Source organism: Mesorhizobium sp. M8A.F.Ca.ET.207.01.1.1 (assembly GCF_004794715.1).
Taxonomy (GTDB): domain Bacteria; phylum Pseudomonadota; class Alphaproteobacteria; order Rhizobiales; family Rhizobiaceae; genus Mesorhizobium.
Genome location: NZ_SRUS01000004.1, coordinates 557,393 through 578,631 on the forward strand (window position 1 = coordinate 557,393; position 21,239 = coordinate 578,631).

At 63.9% G+C, this 21,239-nt stretch carries 18 protein-coding genes; 16 read left to right on the forward strand and 2 right to left on the reverse strand.

Translation table 11 applies throughout. From position 1 onward, the window contains the following. Positions 1-2 precede the first annotated feature (2 nt). The 10 genes from EN850_RS15125 to EN850_RS15170 all read left to right on the forward strand — a co-directional run bounded on the left by EN850_RS15125 (position 3) and on the right by EN850_RS15170 (position 9,581). The gene (locus EN850_RS15125) at positions 3-1,073 is read left to right on the forward strand and encodes an ABC transporter ATP-binding protein (RefSeq protein WP_135866217.1); all 1,071 of its coding nucleotides are present in this window, start codon (positions 3-5) and stop codon (positions 1,071-1,073) included. A gap of 35 nt (positions 1,074-1,108) precedes the next feature. Next, entirely contained in the window at positions 1,109-2,206 is a 1,098-nt protein-coding gene (locus EN850_RS15130; protein WP_136091653.1) for a Gfo/Idh/MocA family oxidoreductase, read from the forward strand. Between the two features lie 75 nt (positions 2,207-2,281). Further along, the gene (locus tag EN850_RS15135; RefSeq protein ID WP_127279317.1) at positions 2,282-3,196 is read left to right on the forward strand and encodes a sugar phosphate isomerase/epimerase; all 915 of its coding nucleotides are present in this window, start codon (positions 2,282-2,284) and stop codon (positions 3,194-3,196) included. A gap of 56 nt (positions 3,197-3,252) precedes the next feature. Further along, entirely contained in the window at positions 3,253-4,197 is a 945-nt protein-coding gene (locus tag EN850_RS15140; protein WP_136091654.1) for a substrate-binding domain-containing protein, read from the forward strand. A gap of 56 nt (positions 4,198-4,253) precedes the next feature. Next, a complete protein-coding gene (locus EN850_RS15145) occupies positions 4,254-5,258 on the forward strand; it encodes an ABC transporter permease (RefSeq protein WP_245511823.1) in 1,005 nt (334 codons plus the stop codon). A 2-nt stretch (positions 5,259-5,260) separates the two neighbouring features. Then, positions 5,261-6,043, forward strand: coding sequence for an ATP-binding cassette domain-containing protein (locus EN850_RS15150; protein ID WP_127280339.1), 783 nt, complete (start codon positions 5,261-5,263; stop codon positions 6,041-6,043). A 10-nt stretch (positions 6,044-6,053) separates the two neighbouring features. Further along, positions 6,054-7,235 (forward strand): aldose 1-epimerase family protein, encoded by a 1,182-nt coding sequence (locus tag EN850_RS15155; RefSeq protein WP_136091655.1) that lies wholly within the window; start codon positions 6,054-6,056, stop codon positions 7,233-7,235. Between the two features lie 85 nt (positions 7,236-7,320). Beyond that, the gene (locus tag EN850_RS15160) at positions 7,321-8,403 is read left to right on the forward strand and encodes a fatty acid desaturase family protein (RefSeq protein WP_136091715.1); all 1,083 of its coding nucleotides are present in this window, start codon (positions 7,321-7,323) and stop codon (positions 8,401-8,403) included. A 28-nt stretch (positions 8,404-8,431) separates the two neighbouring features. Beyond that, complete coding sequence (locus EN850_RS15165) at positions 8,432-8,746, forward strand: MocE family 2Fe-2S type ferredoxin (RefSeq protein ID WP_136091656.1); 315 nt, start codon at positions 8,432-8,434, stop codon at positions 8,744-8,746. Positions 8,747-8,780: 34 nt separating this feature from the next. Continuing rightward, positions 8,781-9,581, forward strand: a complete 801-nt coding sequence (locus EN850_RS15170) for a 3-methyl-2-oxobutanoate hydroxymethyltransferase (RefSeq protein WP_136091657.1) — start codon at positions 8,781-8,783, stop codon at positions 9,579-9,581. Here the strand turns inward: EN850_RS15170 and hutH are convergent. Then, entirely contained in the window at positions 9,546-11,063 is a 1,518-nt protein-coding gene (gene hutH, locus EN850_RS15175; RefSeq protein ID WP_136091658.1) for a histidine ammonia-lyase, read from the reverse strand. The genes EN850_RS15170 and hutH overlap by 36 nt on opposite strands. After that, positions 11,060-12,061 carry an ornithine cyclodeaminase family protein gene (locus tag EN850_RS15180; RefSeq protein WP_136091659.1) on the reverse strand — a complete coding sequence of 334 codons (1,002 nt, stop codon included), beginning with the start codon at positions 12,059-12,061 and terminating at the stop codon, positions 11,060-11,062. Before EN850_RS15180 ends, hutH begins: the two co-directional genes overlap by 4 nt. Positions 12,062-12,174: 113 nt before the next feature. Here EN850_RS15180 and EN850_RS15185 point away from each other — a divergent pair, with 113 nt between their 5' ends. From EN850_RS15185 to EN850_RS15210, 6 genes are all read left to right on the forward strand, one after another. Next, positions 12,175-13,608 (forward strand): DHA2 family efflux MFS transporter permease subunit, encoded by a 1,434-nt coding sequence (locus tag EN850_RS15185; RefSeq protein ID WP_135928283.1) that lies wholly within the window; start codon positions 12,175-12,177, stop codon positions 13,606-13,608. A 271-nt stretch (positions 13,609-13,879) separates the two neighbouring features. Then, complete coding sequence (locus tag EN850_RS15190) at positions 13,880-14,866, forward strand: ABC transporter permease (RefSeq protein WP_135928284.1); 987 nt, start codon at positions 13,880-13,882, stop codon at positions 14,864-14,866. 87 nt (positions 14,867-14,953) lie between these two features. Further along, positions 14,954-15,979 (forward strand): sugar ABC transporter substrate-binding protein, encoded by a 1,026-nt coding sequence (locus EN850_RS15195; protein ID WP_136091660.1) that lies wholly within the window; start codon positions 14,954-14,956, stop codon positions 15,977-15,979. A gap of 256 nt (positions 15,980-16,235) precedes the next feature. After that, positions 16,236-18,359, forward strand: coding sequence for an SMP-30/gluconolactonase/LRE family protein (locus tag EN850_RS15200; RefSeq protein ID WP_136091661.1), 2,124 nt, complete (start codon positions 16,236-16,238; stop codon positions 18,357-18,359). Continuing rightward, complete coding sequence (locus EN850_RS15205) at positions 18,356-19,411, forward strand: hypothetical protein (RefSeq protein WP_136091662.1); 1,056 nt, start codon at positions 18,356-18,358, stop codon at positions 19,409-19,411. Before EN850_RS15200 ends, EN850_RS15205 begins: the two co-directional genes overlap by 4 nt. Further along, positions 19,411-20,907: a sugar ABC transporter ATP-binding protein gene (locus EN850_RS15210; RefSeq protein WP_136091663.1), complete on the forward strand. Its 1,497-nt coding sequence runs from the start codon at positions 19,411-19,413 to the stop codon at positions 20,905-20,907. Before EN850_RS15205 ends, EN850_RS15210 begins: the two co-directional genes overlap by 1 nt. The last annotated feature ends 332 nt before the right edge of the window (positions 20,908-21,239 follow it).

Here is a 21,239-nt window from a genome sequence, read left to right on the forward strand (position 1 = left end):
CCATGGCCGATATCGTCTTCCGCAATGTCACGAAACGCTACGGCGACACACTCGCCGTCGACGATGCCTCGTTCACCGTCAACGACAACGAGTTCTTTTGCTTCTTCGGGCCGCCGCTGTCGGGCAAGTCGACCATCCTGCGGCTGGTGCTCGGGCTGGAGACGCCGGATGCCGGCGAAATCCTCATCGGTGGCAGGCCGGTCAACACCGTGTCGCCGGCCGAGCGCAACGTGGCGATGGTGTTCCAGAACCTGGCGTTGTTCCCGCATATGAGCGCGCTCGACAATGTCCGCTTTCCGCTGGTCGAGCGGAAGGTCGCCGACGTCGATATCAAGCGGCGCGTCGCCGATGTCGCGGCCAAGCTGCATATCGGTCATATCCTGCACAAGCCGCCGGCACAGCTTTCGGGCGGCGAGCGGCAGCGCGTGGCGATCGCACGGGCGCTGGTGCGCGATCCCAATGCCTACCTGATGGACGATCCGATCTCGGCGCTCGATGCGCGGCTGCGCGAGGAAACGCGCGTCGAGTTGAAGCGCATCCAGCGCGACCTCGGCAAGACGCTGATCTATGTCACCCATGACCAGGAAGAGGCGATGTCGATCGCCGACCGCATCGCCATCCTGGACAATGGCAGGATCAGGCAGATCGGCGCGCCGGCCGAGATCTATGACCGCCCGGTCAGCACCTATGTGGCGCGGCTGCTCGGTTCGCCTGTCATGAACATCCTCAAATCCGTTCGCGGCGAGAGCGGCGTCGAAGCCGCCGAAGGCGCGCTCAGCATCGCCGACCGCGCGGCTCCGGCCGACGCAGTCGAGATCGGACTGAGGCCGGAGGACATCAAGGTCAGCCCCTGGAGCGACAACGAGAAGGCGGGCCGGGGCCGCCCGGCGCGGGTGTTCGAGGTCGAGCCGCTTGGCGGCTACACCGTGGTGACGCTCGCCGCCGGGCAGGCGCGGCTGAAGGCATTGCTGCGCGGCCAGCCCGATATCAGGCCCGATGCGATGGTGGCGATATCCTGCGAGCCGGCACGCGTGCATTATTTCGGACAGGGCGGAGGCGCGTTGGCAAGATGAATGCGGCCGCGAGGACAGAATTTCGGGAGGAAGGCATGACATGCAAGAGCTTCGAGCCGGATGTGAAGGTCCGCACGAAGGAATACAGGATCGGCTGCGTCGGCGCCGGCATGATCATGGCCGAGTGCCACCTGGCCGCTTACAAGGAGGCGGGGTTCCCGGTGGTGGCGATCGCTTCGCGCACAAAAGCGAATGCGCAAAAGGTCGCCGACCGTTGGAGCATCCCGACCGTCCACGACACGCCTGAACAACTGATCGAGGACGCAAATATCGAGATCATCGACCTTGCCTTTCCGCCCGACCAGCAGCCGGCGCTGATCCGCCATGCGCTGAAGCAGAAGCATATCAAGGGGATCCTGGCGCAGAAGCCCCTGGCGCTGTCGGTCGAGGAAGCCGTCAAGCTGCGCGACGAGGCGGCGAAGGCCGGCAAGATCCTCTCGGTCAATCAGAACATGCGTTACGACCAGTCGATGCGCGTGTTGAAGCAGATCATCGACAGCGGCGCGCTGGGCGATATCGTCTTCGCGCAGATCGACATGCATGCCATCCCGCATTGGCAGACTTTCCTTCAAGGTTACGACCGGCTGACGCTCGCCAATATGAGCGTGCATCACCTCGACGTGCTGCGCTTCCTGTTCGGCGATCCCGACGAGATCACGACGCTGACGCGTAAGGATCCGCGCACGCAGTTCGAACATTCCGACGGCATCACCGTCTCGACGCTGCGTTTCCCCACAGGCGTGCTCGCCGTGTCGCTGGAGGACGTCTGGTCCGGTCCGCGCCAGGAGGGCTATCGCGACGACCAGCACATCAACTGGCGCGTCGACGGCACCAAGGGCGTCGCCAAGGGCACGATCGGCTGGCCGACGGGTGCCGCCTCGACACTGACTTACGCCTCGGCGGAGACGACCGGGGGCGAGTGGGTCAGCCCGAGCTGGGAGACGATGTGGTTCCCGCATGCCTTCATCGGGGTGATGGAGCAGTTGCAGCATGCGGTGAAGACCGGCACGCCGCCGGCGCTCACTGTTGCCGACAACGTCAAGACCATGGCGCTGGTGGAGGCGGGCTACCGCTCCATCGCGTTGGGCCGCACCGTCAAGCTTTCCGAAATCTCGACAAACTCGATCAACTGAAAATCACTGGCAGCTGAAATCACCGGCAGCTGAAATCACTGGCAACTGAATCGCTTACAGGGAGGAATTCACATCATGATGCAGGCAGGTATTTTCACGGGCTATTTCCCGTACGGCCTTGAAGAGACGGCGAAGAAGATCCGCGGGCTCGGTTTCAATACGGTGCAGCTCGACCTGCATTTCAGGGATGTCGACCTGTCGGCCGGCCAGATCACCAAGGACAAGGCCAAGAAGGTGCGCGACGTCTTCCGCGACAACAATCTGCCGGTCTGCTGCGTGTCGGGCTACACCAACATCATTCATCCTGACAAAGCCGAGCGTGACAAGCGCGTCGGCTATCTCAAGGAGATAATCCGTAACGCCCGTCATTTCGGCTCGCCTTACGTGATCTCGGAAACCGGCACCTACAACACCGAGTCCGACTGGGTGCATCATCCCAAGAACAAGACCGAGGAAGGGTTCGAGGAATGCCGCAAGGTGATCGCCGACCTCGCCCAGACGGCCTATGACCACGGCGCGGTGTTCCTGCTCGAAACCTATGTCAACAACGTCGTCGGCTCGGTCGAGGAGACGGTCAGGATGTTCGCGCAGGTCGATCATCCCGGTCTCGGCCTGCTGATGGATCCGACCAATTATTTCGAGACCCACAACATCGACCGGATGGACCAGATCCTGAACCAGGTGTTCGACACGCTGACCGACAAGATCAAGATCGCGCATGCCAAGGACGTCAAGCGCTCGGGCGACGACAAGTCGGAGAAGCATGCCGACATCGGTGACGCCGACGCGATGGAAAGCCACACCTTCCGTGGGGTTGGTGAAATCGAACTGCCGGCGCCCGGCCTCGGTTCGCTGAACTACGACCTCTATCTCCAGCGCCTGGCTGAAAAGCATCCGAACATCCCTGTGATCATCGAGCATCTGTCGGAGGACGACGTGCCGCGCGCCAAGACGTTCCTCGACGGGAAGTTCCGCGCCAACGGCCTGTGACGGCTAGCCGCGCCGCCCGGTGCGTGGCGGCGCGGCGTCAAACAAGGGAGGAAAGAATGTTGAAATTCGCTTGGAAACTGGCTGCCGCCGCGACAGTGCTCGCCGGCGTCGCCCTTGGCACGACGGCGCAGGCGCAGGACGGCCAGAAGACCTTCTATCTCTTGTCGCATGGCGGCCCCTCGGATGCGTTCTGGATCGACTGGAACGCCGGCGCGACCAAGGCCTGCGACCAGCTCAAGGTGACCTGCAAGATCTCCTTCAGCGGCGGCGACATGGCGGCACAGAAGGAGGCCTTCAATTCGGCGCTTGCCGCCAAGCCCGACGGCATCGCCACCACCTCGGCGCAGCCGGGCCTGTGGACCGAGGAGGTGAAAGCGGCAAAGGCGGCCGGCATCCCGATCGTGTTCTTCAACACCGACGATCCGGCGACCGGACGGCAGGCCTATGTCGGCGCGGATCTCAAGGAAGCGGGCGTCACCTGGGCCAAATACCTCGTCGACCACAAGATGGTGAAGCAGGGCGACAAGGTGTTCCTGCCGGTCGAGGTTCCCGGCGCCAGCTATCAGCAGCTCGAGACTGAGGGCATTGCCAGCGTTTTCGATCCGTTGGGGATCAAATATGACGTGGTCGATTGCGGCACCGATCCGGCCGGCATCATCGCCAAGATGACCGACTACATGGTCGCCAACAATCCGCCGGCGATCATCGCGCTCGGCGATTCCGTGGCGGCCAGCGTCAAGCGCGTGTTCGATGGCGCCGGTGTGCCGGCGGGCAAAATCCCCGTCGTCGGCTGGGGCAATTCCAAGGAGACGGCGCAGGCCGTCAAGGATGGCTTCGTCAACGCCGCCGCCTGGCAGTACCCGTCCGCGCAGGGCTTCATGCCGGTGGCGCTGCTCGGGCTCGCTGCCTCGGGCGAACCGATCGGCTACGACATCCATACTTTCGGTCTCTACGACGCCGCCAGCGTCGAGCCGATCCTGAAGCTCTACGACAAGAAATGAGAAGCCGGCGCCCGCCTAAAGCGGCGGGCGTTTTTCCAAGCATGGTCCAAGCAGTCATGACAATTGCCGCAGAAGACGACGCGCCGAGGGCGAAAGGCAGGTCCAGCCTGCTGTGCTCGCCGCAATTCTCCTCCTTCATCATCCTCATCGTCCTGCTGGCGGTGTTTGCTGTCGCCGACGCCAATTTCCTGTCGCCGCTCAACATCTCCAACATGATGGCGTTCCTGCCCGAGCTCGGCATCATCGCGCTTGGCATGACACTGCTTTTGACGGCAGGCGAATTCGACCTTTCCGTTGGCGCGGTGTTCGGGCTGGCGCCTGTGGTGGTGATGCTGCTGGTGCAGAATGGGGGCGTCGATATCGGCGTGGCGCTGCTTACCGGGCTGCTGCTCTGCATCGCGATCGGCGCGATCAACGGACTGATCGTCACCAAGATCGGCATTTCGTCCTTCCTGGTGACACTGTCGATGCTGCTCGTCGTGCGCGGGGCAGCGCTTTACATCACGCAGGGCTTTCCGCTGAAATCCTGGGACCAGCCGGGATTCTTCGTGACACTGCTGGCGGGCAGCTTCAACATCGGTTCGTTCCGCTTCTACACATCGCTGTGGTGGTTCATCGGCCTTTCGGCGTTTGCCATCTACATCCTGCGTTACGCCAAGCTCGGCAACTGGATCAGCGCCATTGGTTCGAACCGCAACGCGGCGGTGGCGCGCGGCGTGCCCGCCGATAGCGTCAAGATCTGGCTGTTCGTCGCGACCTCCATGCTGGCCGGCCTTGCCGGCATGATCAGCGCCTTCCGCATCTCCGCCGCCTCGCCGGTGGCCGGCACCGGCTACGAGCTGGAAGTGATCGCCATGGTGGTGGTCGGCGGCACGGCGCTGACCGGCGGACGCGGCACTATCCTCGGCACGATCGTCGGCGCGCTGATGCTGCGCGCCATCCGCAACGGCATCGTGCTGATCGGCGTGCCCGGGCTCGCCTACAACATCTTTGTCGGCCTGATCATCCTCGCCATGCTCATCCTGCACGCTTTGCTGCAGAAGAACGCCGCAAGGGGCTGACGATGACGCAAGAAGTACTTCGGCTGCAGAACCTGCAAAAGTCCTTCGGCAGCGTGCGGGCGCTGAAGAACGCCTCGCTGACACTGCGGGAAGGCGAGGTGGTGGCGCTGCTCGGCGACAATGGCGCCGGCAAATCGACGCTGATCAAGGCGATCTCGGGTGTGTTTCCGGTCGATCGCGGCGACATCTATGTGCGCGGCGAGAAGGTCTCGATCCGTTCGACCAGGGATGCGATGGACCTCGGCATCGAGACCATCCACCAGGACACGTCGCTGGCGCCGGACCTCAGCATCGCGCGCAATCTTTTCCTCGGCCGGGAGCCGGTCAATTTCGGTTGGCTCGGCGTGTTCGCGCCGCTCGACCTCGCCAAGCTGCGCAAGGCCGCCTCCGAACTGCTCAAGCGCGTCGGCATCTCGAAAAAGCTCGACGCCGACGCGCTGGTCAGCACACTTTCTGGCGGCGAACGTCAGTCGATCGCGATCTCGCGCGCCATGCAGTTTGCCGCCAAGGTCATCATCCTCGACGAGCCGACCAACAATCTCGGCGTCGAGGAGACCCATGGCGTGCTGCGTTTCGTCAAGGAGGTGCGCGACGCCGGCCATTCGGTGCTGCTGATCACCCACAACATCCACCATGTCTTCCAGGTCGCCGACCGCATCGTCGTGATGCGGCGCGGTGAGATCGTCGCCGAACAGACGGTCGCCGACACCGACCTCTTGACCGTGGAAAGCATCATCACCGGCGCCGACATGTCGGCCTTGCTCAAGGAGGCGAGGGCAAAGTGAAGGGCGTCGCATGGTAGAGCTATACGGCAAGACGCTGTCACGCCGGCAAGTGGCCGAGCGATCCGGCATGCTGTCGCAATTCGCCGGCGTGCGGCTGATGACGCTCGGCGACGGTGTGGAGCGCGGCATCCGTATGCTCGAATTCCGCACCGGCTCGGGCCTGCGCTTCACCGCGCTGGTCGACCGGGCGCTCGACATCGCCGATTGCGACTTCAAGGGCCAGGCGATCGGCTGGCATTCACCGAGCGGCTTTCGCCATCCGGGCCTGCACGAGTATGAAGGGGAAGGGGGGCTGGCCTGGGCGCGCTCGTTCTCCGGCCTGCTCGTCACCTGCGGCCTCGACCATGTTCTGGGCCGTGAGACCGTACCCGCCGACAGCTACAACTACCCCGGCAGGAAGACGGTGCTCCATTCGCTGCATGGCCGTGTCGGCACCATCCCGGCGCGGCTGACCGGCTATGGCGAGCGTTGGGACGGCGACCGTTGCGTGCTGTGGGCCGAAGGCATCGTCCAGCAATCGGCGGTATTCGGCGAGGACCTCCATCTCATCCGCCGCATCGAGGCCGATGTCGGCGGCAACGAGATCCGGCTTTCCGACCATGTCGTCAATCACGGCTTCAACCGCACGCCGCATATGTATTTCTATCATGTCAATATCAGCCATCCCTTGCTGGATGAGGGCTCGCGTTATCTGGCGCCGATCCACGACGTCGTCTGGGCCGGCCATGCCGGCGAGCGCTACGCGGCGCAGAAGGTCGGCTATCGCACGGCGCCTGCGCCGCAACCGGGCTTCAGCGAACAGGTCTGGCAGCATGAGATGGCTGCCGATGCCAATGGCGAGGTGCCGGTGGCCGTCGTCAACGACCGCATCGGGCTCGGTCTCGAACTGGTGACGCGCAAGGACCAGTTGCCGTGTGCCTACCAGTGGCAGAATTTCCAGGCCGGGCAGTACGCGCTGGGGATGGAGCCTTCGACCCACCATGTGCTGGGCGATCTCGCCGCCCGCGAGCGCGGCGAGATGATCTGGCTGGAGCATGGCGAAAGCCGGGCCTACGACGCGGTGTTCCGGGTTCTCGACGGCGCCGGTGAGATCGCGGCGGCCGAAGCCAGGATCGCGGCTATCGCCCGACAGCCCGAGCAGGATTATCCTGAGCCTTCCGGAAACTTTCCAAGACTGGCCGGCAGGACATGAGCGCGACATTCATCCAAAGCAAGCCCTCCGGCCGGCGGACCGGATTGCCAGCGGTGCGCGACGATTGGAGGTCAGTGTGACGACGATGGCAAAGAAGCGCGACTACAGCCTGGTCGGCGAAAGCACCCGGGCCGCGATCGAGACCGGCCTGGCCTCGGCCGAGTGGTACCACACCGACGTGCCGCGCAAGGCGATGAAGGAGCTTATGCAGCGTTCCGACGGCCCGGCGATCCGCGACACCATCATCTGGCTCGCTGTCATCGTGGGCTCGGCCGCCGGCATCGTCGGGTTCTGGGGTTCGTGGTGGGTGGTGCCGTTCCTGTTCGTCTATGGCGTGCTCTACGGCTCGTCGAGCGACTCGCGCTGGCACGAGTGCGGCCACGGCACGGCGTTCCGCACGCGCTGGATGAACGATGTCGTTTATCACATCGCCTCGTTCATGCTGATGCGCAATCCCGTGCAATGGCGCTGGAGCCATGCCCGCCACCACACCGACACCATCATCGTCGGCCGCGACGCCGAGATCGCCGTCATGCGTCCGCCGGATCTGATGAAGGCGGGGCTGGCGTTCACCGGCATTCTCGATTTCCGCTATTCGCTGCCGACGCTGGTGCGACAGGCCTTCGGCAGGCTGTCGGATGAAGAGAAGAGCTATATCCCCGAGATGGAACAGCATAGGGCGGTCGTCGCCGCCCGCTGGCACGTCGCCATCTATGTCGGGACGATCGCGCTTGCCATCGCGCTGAGGTCGTGGATACCGCTGGTGCTGATCGGCCTGCCGCGCCTCTACGGCACCTGGCACATGGTGACGACCGGCCTGCTGCAGCATATCGGTCTGGCCGACAATGTCGTCGACCACCGGCTCAACACCCGCACCGTCTACATGAACCCGATCAGCCGGTTCATTTACTGGAACATGAACTACCATGTGGAGCACCACATGTTCCCGATGGTGCCCTATCACGCGCTGCCCAGGCTGCACGAACTGATCAAGCATGATCTGCCCCAGCCGAACCCGTCGATGTGGCATGCCTACCGCGAGGTTTGGCCGGTGCTGCTCCGGCAGCTGAAATACGAGGATTATTACCTCAAGCGCGAACTGCCGCCGACGGCCAGGCCCTATCGCGGCGAGTTCCACGAGGTCGATATGTCGGCGGCGGCCGAATAGGGATCGATAATGTCCGCAGGAGATTGAGATGGCCGAGTGGCTGGAAGCGTGCGCCGTGGACGATGTCGAGGAAGAGGATGTCATCCGCTTCGACCATGGTGGGCGGAGCTTCGCGATCTATCGCTCGCCGGATGACGAGTTCTTCGCCACCGATGGTTTTTGCACGCATGAAAAGGCGCATCTGGCCGACGGGCTTGTCATGGACGACATCATCGAATGTCCCAAGCACAATGGCCGCTTCAACTACAAGACCGGCCAGGCCAAGGGCGCGCCGGTTTGCGTCAACCTCAAGACCTATCCAGTCCGGATCGAAGCTGGCAGGGTGATGATCGAGATCGGCTGAAGAGCCGCCATCCAGAAACAGGGACAAGAGTTCAATGAGCCGAAAGAGACTGACCGTCGCCGATCTGCGCGCCATGAAGGGCAAGCGGCAACTGACCATGCTGCGCGTGCTGACCCTGGACGAGGCGGAAGCCGCCGAGCGGGCAGGGGTCGACATCGTCTCGGTGCCGCCCGAACTGGTGCTCAATCCGCAATACCGCGACGCGGCACCCAGCCTGTTCACCATGCCGGGCGACAATTTCTACGAGATCGGCACGTCGGACGATTTTCTGCGCTGGGCCTTCCGGCTCTACAAGGCCGGCGCCGACGCGGTCTATTGCAGCGCCGGCTACGCCACCATCCAGCGGATGGCGGACGATGCCATTCCGGTCATCGGCCATGTCGGCCTCATTCCATCGCGCGCGACCTGGACAGGCGGCTTCAAGGCTGTCGGCAAGTCCGCCGACACGGCCATGCAGGTGTTCGAGGCGGTGAAGCAACTGGAGGCAGTGGGCGCCATCGGCGCCGAAATAGAAGTTGTGCCGGTCGAAGTGGCGAAGGCGATCTCGGAGCGGACGTCGCTGATCATGCTGTCGATGGGCGCGGGCACCGGCTGCGACGCGCAATATCTATTCGCCGACGACATCCTTGGCCAGAACAGAGGCCACATGCCGCGCCACTCCAAGGTCTACCGCAACTTCGCCGCCGAGTATGACCGGCTGCAGGCCGAGCGGGTGGCGGCGTTCTCCGAATATGTCGCCGACGTCAACAGCGGCGCCTATCCCGAGGACAGGCACATCGTGCACATGGACCCGACCGAGCTACGCCTGTTTCTCGACAAGGTCGGCCGGAGCTAGGGCCGGCCGCCACGCATTGCCGGCCAGTGCGGCGTGGAGTGCTTCCGCATCGACGCCGAGCGGCCGGTCCTCCTTCAGGGAAGGGACCAGCGCGCGTATCGCCGTGTGGACGGCTGACGTGCCTGGTGCCAGCGTCAACCCATCACGCAGGTCGACGGCCTGGGCGGACGCCATCAGTTCGAAAGCGATCAACCGCCGCCACAGCACGATCATGTCAGCGCATTTCGAAACCGCCAGCGGCGTCTGCGTGGCGTGATCCTCGACGCCTTCCGAGACGGGCAGGAAGTCGAGCATCACCGGATTGGCCTTGTGACGGATGGCAGCCAGGATCGATGTCACCGTCTTCTGCAGCGGCACGAAACCGGCCGAGGCGCCGCCGACCGGCGACAGATATTTCGGCAGGCTGTTGCGGCCCGAGCCGGTGAGCTGGACGAAGCGGGCTGCACTGGCGGCCGCGCATTGAGCGATTGCCAGGCTGAGCGCCTCGAAGGCGAGCGCCAGCGAAGCGGTGTGGAAGTTGCCGGTCGACAGCACCAGCCCGTCGTCGCTCAGAACCAGCGGGTTGTCGGCGGCGGCATTGAGTTCGATCTCGACGGCGCGTTTTGCCTGGCCGATCGCCTCGATCAGCACGCCATGGATCGAGGGCATGCAGCGGATCGACAGCGGATCCTGTAGGGTGGTGGGCGCCGGCGCTTCGTCGCGGGCGAGAAGATCGTGCAGCGCCTTGGCGGCTTCCTGCTGGCCAGCGGCTGGCCGCGCCATGTGCAGGCGCGGGTCGAGGATGGTGCGGTTGGCGCCAAACCCTTCCATGGTCAGCGCGCCGGCCTGCTGCTGCTGGTCAAGGGCCGAAAACGCGTCCGTGACCACAAGCGAGCCGCCGCCGGCGGAGACGGCGGAAGCGTTGATCAGCGACAGCCCATCCTTGGGCGCCAGGCCGATGGGGCCGAGACGGGCCATCATCAGCGCCTTGACCGCCGGCATGCGCCTTCCCTGATAATCGGCTTCGCCTTCGCCGATCAGCAGGCGGGCGATCGCGGTCATCAGCACCAGGTCGCCGGCGCCGATGGAGCCGAGCGACGGCATCACCGGATGGACGCCGGCGTTGAGGACATCGACCAGGGCAACGAACACGGCGGGCGACAGGCCGGAGCCGCCCGCCGACAGCATCGTCAGGCGGGCGAGCATGGTTGCCCGCACGGTTTCGACCGGCAGGGCCCCGCCGACCGCGCCGCTGCGGCCTTCGAGCAACTGGCGCTGGAAGGCGCTGGCGTCACCCTCGACCGATGTGCCGAGATTGGCGCCGAGACCGGTGTTCAGGCCGTAGATCTGCTGGCCCGAGGCCGCGGCCTGGTCGAGCACCTTTCGCGCCTTCTCCAGCCTGCCGATGACATCGGCTCCGATTTCCACCTTGCGCGCCTCGCGGGCGACGGCGGCGACATCGCCGACGCTGACGCCGGCCCCGGTGAGGACGAGGGCGCTCATGCGAAGCGCAGCCTCTGGCCGATGCCTTGCGCCTGTGCCTTGGACAGCATCGCCTTGCCAAGCGCGATGTCGGACAGCGACAGGCCACGATGCCAGAACAGGATGGTCTCGTCGTCGCTCTGCCGTCCCGGCCTCAGGCCGGCGGCGATCTGGCCGAGTTCGGCATGCAGCGTCGTCTCGCTCAGCCGCCCGGTCTCGACATGGGCGCGCAGCGAGCCGAACTTGCCGCCCTTGCACTGGCCCCAATCGTCGACGACCATCTTCTGCATGATGTCGGTCAGCGACAGCTCCACCGCGCTCATCGTGCCATAGGGCACCACCAGCGCGCCGGGCTTGATCCATTCGGTCTTGAGCAGCGGTTGCGGCTCCGGCAGGCGCGAGGCCTCGACGACAATGTCGGCCCCTTCGACGCAGCTTTTCCAGTCGGCCACGGCGGTGACCGTCTTGCCGAGGTCGGCCGACAATTTGGCGGCAAAGCCGTCGCGGCTTTCCGGCCGGCGCGAGTGGACGCGGATTTCGTCGAAATCGAAGAGATGGTCGAGCAGGCGCACGTTCCAGTAGGCCGTGCCGCGCGCGCCGATATGGGCCAGCACCTTCGAGTTCTTGCGCGCCAGATGTTTGGCGCCGATGGCGGTGACGGCGCCGGTGCGCATGTCGGTGATGACGGTGGCGTCGAGGATGGCGCGTGGGGTACCGGTGCGCGGATCGAACAAATTGAGGATGCCGAATTCCGAAGGCAGGCCGTGAAGGTAGTTGTCGACATAGTCGCCGACGATCTTGACGCCCGCGGTATCGAGGGGCGCGACGTAGCCGCGCAGGACATTGAAATGGCCGTGGAAGGACGGGTCGGGTTCGAGGTGGACACGCGGCTCGATCACCGTCTGGCCCTTGCCTTGTGCGATGAGCCCGGCCTCGACGGCGCCGATGATCTCGGCATCGGTCATGGCAAGGGCTTCGATGTCGAGGGCATTGAGGTAGTCGATATAGATAGGCTTCATGCGTCTGCGTTCCTCGGCCACCCCGCTCATCCATAACAGGCCGCGACGCGACACGAAAGTTTGTTGGCTGTTGTCTGGACGCCATCGGCCAAATGCTGTTCAAGCGGTCCGTCATGACTGCCATTTCCGAGACCGAAGCTTCAGCCGACCCAGCCGGGAATTCGCGGCGCGTGGCGCTGATCGTCGCCATCGCCTTCTTCATGCAACTGCTGGATTCGACGATCATCTCGACCTCGCTGCCGCAGATGGGGGAATCGTTCGGCGTGCCGGCGGTGGCGATGAGCATCGGCATCACCGTCTACATGCTGACCATGGCGGTGTTCGTGCCGCTGTCGGGCTGGCTCGCCGACCGCTTTGGCGCGCGGAACATCTTCCTCGTCGCCATCGCGCTGTTCACGCTGGCTTCGCTTGCCTGCGGCTTTTCGCAGAACCTGACCGAATTCGTCATTGCCCGTGCCGTGCAGGGGCTGGGCAGCGCGCTGATGACGCCGGTCGGCCGCATCCTGGTGCTGCGCAACGCGTCGAAATCCGAATTGCTCAACGCCACGGCGCTGATCACCTGGCCGGCTCTGTTCGCGCCTGTCGTCGGGCCGGTGCTCGGTGGCTTCATCACCACCTATCTGTCCTGGCACTGGAATTTCTTCATCAACATTCCGCTCGGCATGATCGGGCTGGCGCTGGTCGCCCGCTTCATCCCCGGTGACCGTGAAGCCGATCCCAAGCCGCTCGATTGGCCGGGTTTCTTCCTGACGTCGCTGGGGCTCGCCTGCCTGCTCTATGGCCTGGAGCGCATCGCGCATCCGGAGGATGGCGCCTTGCCGACGGTGGGGCTGATCGCGGCGGGGATCGTCGTCGGATGGCTGGCGGTGCGTCATCTCCATCGCGCGCCGCATCCGCTGCTCGACCTGTCGTCGTTCAAGGTGCAGACCTTCGCCATCTCGACGCTTGCCGCCGGCACCATCTTCCGGGTTGCGATCAACGCCACGCCGTTCCTTTTGCCGCTGTTGTTCCAGGTCGGCTTCGGCCTCTCGCCCGTCGACGCCGGCATGATGATCCTGGCCTATTTCCTTGGCAATCTCGGCATGAAGACGGTGACGACGCCGATGCTGCGTCGCTTCGGCTTTCGCTCGGTGATGGTCGTCAACGGCATCATCGCGTCGGCATCGATCATGGCTTGCGCGGCGATCTCGCCGCAGACGCCGCAGGCGCTGGTGGTGGCGCTGATGCTGATTGCCGGCCTGTCGCGCTCGATGCAGTTCACCGCGCTCAACACGCTGGCCTTCGCCGATATCGCCGCCGGGCAGCGGAGCTCCGCAGCGACCTTGTCCTCGATGCTGCAGCAGGTGGCGATGCTGTTCGGCGTTGCCGTGGCGGCGGCGATCCTCAACCTGTCGCAGATCGCGAGAGGCCGGCCGGCACTCGATCTCGTCGATTTTCGAGCAGCCTTCCTGGTGATCGGCGTCATCGGGCTGGTGGCGTCGTTTCGTTTCCTGGTGTTGCCGAGGACCGCCGGCGCCGAGGTCTCGGGCCATATTGCCGGGAACTGAAATCGAATTTTCCCGCCCATGGCGGGGTTAAATTCCGTCTTCGCCTTTCGCCTTGGTGTGACGCTTTCGCGAATGGCTGCGATGGTGCAAACAATTGCCAAAAGCGTTTAAGTTTCCGGGCATTGCGCCAGATTCGGCAATCAATGCGTCCACTTTGCGAATCTCATCGCAAGCCCACGTTTTGACCGCGGATTCATTTGACGAAGCGACGCTGAGCCGATTAGTTTTCGACCCAGGGGTGGCAGCGCTGCCATCGGGGTGAAAGCAGACAATGAACATGGCCGGCTGGCTGAACTTCAGGAGCCTGAATCAGGAAGGCATTGTCTTTGCCATAGCGGTGGTGCTGTTCGTCGCCGCCGCAATTGGCCTGCCGGGTTTCATAGATCCCAACAATCTCGTCGCCATTGTCCGCTCGGTGTCGGTGCTGGGCATACTGGCGCTCGGCATGGCCGTCGTCATCATCGGCCGCGGCATCGACCTGTCGGCGGTGGCGATCATGGCGATGTCGGTCGCCTGGTACCTGCAACTGCTCAACATCGGAACGCCGGACGGGCTGGCCTTCGCCTATGTGCTGGCCGGCGTGCTCGCCATCGGCCTGCTCAACGGCTTTCTCGTCGCCTATGCCGATGTGCCGGCGATCTTCGTCACGCTGGCGACCGGCTCCTTCGTCTTCGGCTATGTGCGTTCGCAATTGATCACCCAGGATGCGGTGCCGGTGCCTCAGGGCCATTGGGTGGAACTGCTCGGCGGCCTGCGCTTTCTCGACGTTCCGATCGAGGTGTTCGTCTTCGCCGGGCTCGCCTTCCTGTTCTTCCTGTTCCTGCGCTACACCAAATGGGGCCGCTACATCTATTTCGCCGGCGACAATCCGGTGGCGGCGCGCAACATCGGCATTCCGGTGCGGCCGATGCTGGTGCTGCGCTATGTGCTGTCCGCTTTCGTGGCGCTGATCGCGGGCCTTTTGACGGCGGCCAGCCTGCACTCGATCAACACGCGGGTCGTCAACTCGACGCTGCTCTACGACATCGTGCTGGTGGCGGTGATCGGCGGCATCGGATTGTCGGGCGGGCGAGGCGGCGTGCGCAACGTGCTGGTGGGCGCAGCACTGATCGGCATCCTGCTCAACGCCATGACCATCATCGACATTCCGCTGCTCTACCAGAACCTGATCAAGGCGGCGATCCTGCTCGGCGCCATCATCGTCGACGGCATCATCAATCCGCGCGACGAACAGACCGCGCAGCAGGGCGATATTTAGGGCAGATGGGCTAGCCCATCTTGCTCGGGGTACCCGGTGCGATCGGAACGATCGGCCGGCAATGAAAACCGAACCAGAGGATGACACATGAAACTGATCAGAACACTCATGGCGGCTGTCACGGCCCTTGCCGTCACCGCCTTCGTGGCGCCGACCTTCGCCGCTGACGATCCAGGCCCTGCTGCCTATGCACAAGCGCTGAAAGGCAAGCGCGTCATGCTGGTACCGCTGGCGATGGGGTTCGACCTGGCGCAGGGCTGGGCGCATTACCTGAAGAAGGAGGTCGAGGCCTGGGGCGGCACGTTCGAGACGCGCGATCCGAACTGGGTGGTCGATGCCGGCGCGCAGGCGATCACCGATGCGATCTCGTCGGACACAAGGCCAGATGTGCTGATCATCCATGCACCGGACCTCAACTCCTATTCCAAGCTGATGAAGAAGGCGCAGGCGGCCGGCACCTATGTAATCCTGGTCGACAATCCGGCGAATTTTCCCGCCGACGCCTTTGTCGGCAGCGACTGGGACCGGCTCGGCCAGCTCGAGGCTGAAGCGGCGATCAAGGGTTGCGGCGAGGACTCGTCCAAGAAAATCGGATTGGTGCAGGGCGACCAGGCCAACTCTTCCAGCCTCTACCAGTATGCCGGCATCATGAAGGTGCTGGACAAGCATCCCGACTTCAAGGTCGTGGCAAAGCCCGACTCCAACTGGGATGCCACGACCTCGCGCAATGTGACCACGACCATGCTGCAGCAGAACCCCGACATCTGCTCGATCATCGATTTCTGGGATGGTGACGCGACCGGCGCATCCGCCGCGATCCGCGACGCCAAGCTCGACGGCAAGGTGTTTTTGGTCACCACCGGCGGCGGCGAAAAGGCGGCCGATTGCGACAAGCTGAACGACGGCACCTATGGCGCCGTGGTGATGACCGATCTTGCCCGCCAGTCGGGCGACATGAACGCCATCATAAAATTCCTGCTGCAGAGCGGCCAGCCGGCCGGCACCTCGCACACCTACATCTACACGCTGGAGAAGGCGACGACCAAGGCCGACCTCAAGCCCGACAGCTGCTGGGACCTGAAGGCGCTGCAGGCCGAGGCGGCGGCGAAATAGTGTCGCGCGGTTAATGTCAGCGAGGTGGCTTGGGCCATCTCTAATCGCTAGCGGTTTGCGCTGCCCTCACCCTTACCCTCTCCCCGTGAAGAACGGGGAGAGGGGGACGCCGACGTTGGTGCGCTTCCCTTCTCCCCGTCTCTATACGGGGAGAAGGTGCCGGCAGGCGGATGAGGGCAGCGGCGAGATCGAGAATTACCCGAAGCCATGCCTCGGGAACAACCCGGCCCTTTTTCTCATGGAATAGCAGCAGCCGATGACCTTTCGCGAACGCCTTCAGTCCTGGCGCTACAATCTCGTGCCCGACCATCTGGTCGGCGAGATCCTGACCAAGCGCTGGACCGACAACGCCATTCCTTTCCTGGCGCTGGTGGTGACATTGGCGACCTTCGGCTCGATCATTCCGGGCTTCTTCAAGCTCTCCTCGCTGCAGGAATCGACCCGTCAGCTCGGCGAGTTCTCGATGGTGGTCACCGGCATGACCGTGGTGATGCTGGGCGGCGGCATCGATCTCTCGGTCGGCTCGATCTTCGCGCTGTCCTGTTTCTCCGCCGTCTATGTCTTCTTCATCCTGGAACAGTCGATCTGGCTGGCGCTGGCCGCCTCGCTCGCCACTGGGTTGATCTTCGGTGCCATCAATGGATACCTCGTCGGGTACCTCAGGCTGCGCGCCTTCCTCACCACGCTGGTGACCTTCATCTTCGGGCGGGCGCTGTTCGACATCCTGGTCACCACCTATGCAGCCGATGTGCAGCTTTCGACGGCCACATCGGATGTGCTCGACTTCATCGGCGACAGCACCTTCTGGGGGCTCTCCGTCTCGGTGTGGCTGGCAATCATCCTCGCCATCGTCACCCATATCGCGCTGACGCGCTCGCGGCCCGGCTGGCATGTCCTGGCGGTCGGCGGTTCCCGCCGCTCGGCGCACAATGCCGGCATCCGGGTGCGCCGCACCGTGTTCATGACCTATGTCTTTTCCGGCTTCTGCGCCTCGATCGGCGGCTTTCTCATCGCCTGCCGGTTGAGTGGGGCAGGGCCAGGCACCGGCCTCAACCTGGAGATCATGGCGCTGACCGCTGCGGTGGTCGGCGGCGTCAGCCTCGGCGGCGGGCGCGGTTCGGTGATCAAGGGCCTGATGGGCGCCATCATTGTGCTCACCATGACCAACGGGCTGATCCGGCTCGGCTACGGCACCGGCACCAACCAGATGGTTCTGGGCATCATGCTTGCGGTGGCTGTGACCATCGACATCCGCTGGCTGAAGAACCGCCACAAGGTACTGAACGAGGTCTATGTCGCGCCGGTCTATCTCAAGATGGGCGAAACACAGTCCGCGGTGCCGGGCTCCGGCACGCCTTACGCGCTCGACAACCGGTTGTCTTCAGCCGACCATATCGGGCTTGGCGAACTGGAGGGGCCTGAAGACGTCATCCTCGACCGCGACGACAATCTCTATTGCGGCACCCGCCATGGCGAGATCGTCCGCTTCTTCGCGCCCGATTATGTCAGGTCGGAAGTGTTTGCCCATATTGGCGGCTTTCCGCTGGGGCTCGCCTTCGATAAATCGGGCAACCTGATCAGCTGCGTTGGCGCCATGGGGCTGTATTCGGTTTCACCGCAGCGCGAGGTCAAGCGTCTATCCGCCGAGACGTCGCGTTCCTGGACGTCGATCGTCGACGATGCACGGCTGCGCGATCCCAATGATTGCGATATCGCGCCGGACGGGCGCATCTACTTCACGGATTCGACGAAGCGCTATGATGCCCATGACTGGGCGCTGGACTCGATCGAGAACCGCGCCACCGGCCGCCTGCTGGTCTACGATCCCCGGGATGGCTCGACAAAGACGCTGCTCGACGGCTATCGCTACACCAATGGTGTGTGCATGGCGCATGACGGCAAGTCGCTGTTCTTCGCCGAAAGCTGGGCCTGCCGCGTGCATCGCTACTGGCTGGAAGGGCCGAAGGCGGGCACCGCCGAATGTGTCATCCGCGACATGCCGGGGTATCCCGACAACATCAACCGGGCCTCGGACGGCAATTACTGGATGGCGTGGCTGGGTATGCGCACGCCGAGCTTCGACCTCTCGCTGCGCCATCCCGACATGCGCAAGCGCATGACGCGCCGGCTGCCGCAGGACGAATGGCTGTTTCCCAACATCAACACCGGCGGCGTGGTGAAATTCAACGAGAAGGGCGGCATCGTCGAGGCAATGGGCGACTTGACGGGCGGCGCGCACCCGATGGTCACCTCGATGCGCGAGCACAAGGGATATCTGTTCGTCGGCGGCATCCTCAACAACCGCATCGGCCGCTACAAGATCAGGGGTGCCGACCCGAACTGGACCAGCCCCGCTTCCTATTGGGGGGCGCAACTGTGATTCTCGATCCGATCCTGGATATGTTTCGCGGCAAGGCGGTCACCATTCCGCCACTCGACGGCGCCTTCCGGCCCAACACGCGGCTCGATGATGCGCCGGCGTTCGCCGAACTGACCGAGCCGGACAATCTGCTGGTTGCCGGCGGCCGGCTGCTCGCCTCCAGTGGCAACGCCGTCTACGCGATCGCTGTCGGTGTGGAACCTGTCGTGGTCGAGACCTTTCCGTCTTCCGTCACGGCGCTGGCGCTGGCGCCTTCAGGCGAACTCACGGTGGGGCTGGAGAGCGGCAAGCTGTTCATCGCGGGCAGGGAGGCGTCGCTGCCAGCCGAAATCGGCTGCATCACCGCTCTTGGCTATGCCGAGGACGGCACGCTTTGGCTGGCTAATGGGTCGGCCGAGCATACGCCGTCGCAATGGGCGGCCGATCTGATGAAGAAGGGCGCCTCCGGTTCGCTTTGGAAGCGGGATGCGGCAGGCGGTGAGTTCCGCAAGCTGGCCGGCGACATCGCGTTCCCTTACGGGCTGCATCCGATCGGCAGGGATGTGCTGGTGAGTGAAAGCTGGCGCCATCAGCTCGTGCGCTTCGATGGCGCGACCGGCAATCGCTCGACCGTGCTGACGCATCTGCCCGGTTATCCCGCGCGGCTGTCGCCGGCCGGCGATGGTGGCGCGTGGCTGGCCCTGTTCGCGCCGCGCAACCGGCTGATCGAATTCGTGCTGCAGGAAACGCACTATCGCCAGGACATGATCGGACAGGTGCCGCCGGCCTACTGGATCGCGCCGGCGTTGGCCTCAAACCGCAGCTTCCTCGAGCCGCTGCAATGCGGCGGCATCCGAACCATGGGCATCCACAAGCCGTGGTCGCCGAGCCGCTCCTACGGGCTGGTGGTCAGGCTCGACCAAAACATGCAGCCGCGGTTCAGCCTGCACAGCCGCGCCAACGGCACGCGCCACGGCATCTGCAGCGTGGCGGAAAGGGACGGAGGGCTGTTGATCGCCTCGAAGGGCGGCGACTGCGTGCTGGCCGTCGACCTTGCCTCGGGAGGTTTCTGATGCAACCGATCGTTCGCCTCGAGAACGTCACCAAGAATTACCGCGGCGTGCCCGCGGTGAAGAACGTCACCTTCGAGCTACGCAAGGGCGAAATCCATGCGCTGCTCGGCGAGAACGGTGCCGGCAAGTCGACGCTGACCAAGATCATCGCCGGAGTGGTCGATGCCACCTCGGGCAAGATGTTCCATAAGGGCCAGGAGATCGCCTACGCCTCACCGCATGCCGCGCTCGAAGCGGGCATTGCCATGGTGTTCCAGGAGACCAGCCTGGTGCCGTCGATGACGGTGGCGCAGAACCTCTATCTCGGTACTGAAAAATTCCTCAACCGGCTGCGCGGCACGTATATCTCAGCACAGCAGTTCCTGCAGTCGCTGAATTTTCCGGTCGATCCGAACGCCATGGTGGCGACGCTGGGCGCCGCCAAGCGGCAGATGGTCGAGATCGCGCGCGCCGTGCACCACAATGCCGAGATCATCATCTTCGACGAACCGACAGCGACGCTGACGCCGGAGGAGAAGCGCCACTTTTTCGCGCTCATCCGGCGGCTGAAGGCGAACGGTGTCTCGATCGTCTTCATCAGCCACGCGCTGGAAGAGGCATTGATGATTGCCGACCGCATCACCATCCTGCGCGATGGCGAACTGGTCGTCACCGACGATACGCCGGCCTTCGACCGCGACAAGATCGTCGCCGCCATGGTCGGGCGTACGCTGTCGGGACAGATTTACCGCCAGCGCGATGAGGCCAGGCTGCGCAAGGCCGGCAAGAAAGTGCTGTCGGTGCAGGACATCTCGATGAGCAATGTCGTGCGCAACAATTCCTTCTCGATCTTCGAGGGCCAGATCACCGGCGTGTTCGGGCTGATCGGCTCGGGGCGCACCGAGACGTTCAAGATCGTGTCGGGCATCTACAAGCGCGATTTTTTGCGCGGCGGTGCGATCGAACTGGACGACAGGCCCGTGCGCTATCTCGTGCCGAGCCAAGCGGTGGCCGACGGCATTGTCTATGTCACCGAGGACCGCAAGAGCGAAGGCATCTTCGAGACGATGGGCATCGCCGAGAACCTGTTCGGCGGGCTGCTGGCGGCGGGCCGTGAAAAGGCCTGGGTGATCAACCAGCAGGAGATGCGGCAGCTTTCGGCGGAATGGACCAAGACGCTGAACATCAAGGCGATCAACGACAATGCGCGAGTCGTCGAACTCTCCGGCGGCAACCAGCAGAAGGTGGTGATCGGCAAGGGGCTGGTGCAGAAGCCGCGCATCGTCATCTTCGACGAGCCGACGCGCGGCGTCGACGTCGGCGCCATCGCCGAGATCCACCAGATCATCAACCGGCTGGCCGACGAGGGGTTGGCCGTGGTGGTCATCTCGTCCTATTTGCCGGAGATCATGAACCTGTCCGATCGCATTTTGGTTTGCCGGCAAGGGCGCATCGTCGAGGAGTTTTCACCGGCGGAGGCGACGGAGGAGAGGATCATGTACGCGGCGGTGCATTAGGTGGCGAGATAAAGTGGATGATCGCACCATTGGATCGAACACGGAGGCTAGCCGAGGCGTCCGTTATTTCGTCATCCTCGGGCTGAGCAAGGAGCGCAGCGACGCGGCGCAGACCCGAGGATCCATGCTGGGACTCAGGTGCACTGCTACGGTGCAGGATTATGCTCCGCTGCACTCCACGGTGAAAGTCGCGGCATGGATCCCAGGGTCTCCGCGACGGCGCTTCGCGCCTGCTTCGCCCAGGGATGACGAAGTTTAGGTGCTTCGGCCAACCTCCAAGGCGCCACGCCATTGAGCGCCAAAAACTGAGTCAAAAAAGTTGGTTAGCCGCC

Excerpts from the sequence above, each read along its gene's own strand:
- EN850_RS15190 (WP_135928284.1), top strand. The coding sequence starts at position 13,880 with ATGAACATGGCCGGCTGGCTGAACTTCAGGAGCCTGAATCAGGAAGGC.
- EN850_RS15210 (WP_136091663.1), top strand. The coding sequence starts at position 19,411 with ATGCAACCGATCGTTCGCCTCGAGAACGTCACCAAGAATTACCGCGGC.
- EN850_RS15200 (WP_136091661.1), top strand. The coding sequence starts at position 16,236 with ATGACCTTTCGCGAACGCCTTCAGTCCTGGCGCTACAATCTCGTGCCC.
- EN850_RS15145 (WP_245511823.1), top strand. The coding sequence starts at position 4,254 with ATGACAATTGCCGCAGAAGACGACGCGCCGAGGGCGAAAGGCAGGTCC.
- EN850_RS15155 (WP_136091655.1), top strand. The coding sequence starts at position 6,054 with ATGGTAGAGCTATACGGCAAGACGCTGTCACGCCGGCAAGTGGCCGAG.
- EN850_RS15140 (WP_136091654.1), top strand. The coding sequence starts at position 3,253 with ATGTTGAAATTCGCTTGGAAACTGGCTGCCGCCGCGACAGTGCTCGCC.
- EN850_RS15180 (WP_136091659.1), bottom strand. The coding sequence starts at position 12,061 with ATGAAGCCTATCTATATCGACTACCTCAATGCCCTCGACATCGAAGCC.
- EN850_RS15135 (WP_127279317.1), top strand. The coding sequence starts at position 2,282 with ATGATGCAGGCAGGTATTTTCACGGGCTATTTCCCGTACGGCCTTGAA.
- EN850_RS15185 (WP_135928283.1), top strand. The coding sequence starts at position 12,175 with ATGACTGCCATTTCCGAGACCGAAGCTTCAGCCGACCCAGCCGGGAAT.
- EN850_RS15150 (WP_127280339.1), top strand. The coding sequence starts at position 5,261 with ATGACGCAAGAAGTACTTCGGCTGCAGAACCTGCAAAAGTCCTTCGGC.
- EN850_RS15125 (WP_135866217.1), top strand. The coding sequence starts at position 3 with ATGGCCGATATCGTCTTCCGCAATGTCACGAAACGCTACGGCGACACA.
- EN850_RS15195 (WP_136091660.1), top strand. The coding sequence starts at position 14,954 with ATGAAACTGATCAGAACACTCATGGCGGCTGTCACGGCCCTTGCCGTC.
- EN850_RS15160 (WP_136091715.1), top strand. The coding sequence starts at position 7,321 with ATGGCAAAGAAGCGCGACTACAGCCTGGTCGGCGAAAGCACCCGGGCC.
- EN850_RS15170 (WP_136091657.1), top strand. The coding sequence starts at position 8,781 with ATGAGCCGAAAGAGACTGACCGTCGCCGATCTGCGCGCCATGAAGGGC.
- hutH (WP_136091658.1), bottom strand. The coding sequence starts at position 11,063 with ATGAGCGCCCTCGTCCTCACCGGGGCCGGCGTCAGCGTCGGCGATGTC.
- EN850_RS15130 (WP_136091653.1), top strand. The coding sequence starts at position 1,109 with ATGACATGCAAGAGCTTCGAGCCGGATGTGAAGGTCCGCACGAAGGAA.
- EN850_RS15165 (WP_136091656.1), top strand. The coding sequence starts at position 8,432 with ATGGCCGAGTGGCTGGAAGCGTGCGCCGTGGACGATGTCGAGGAAGAG.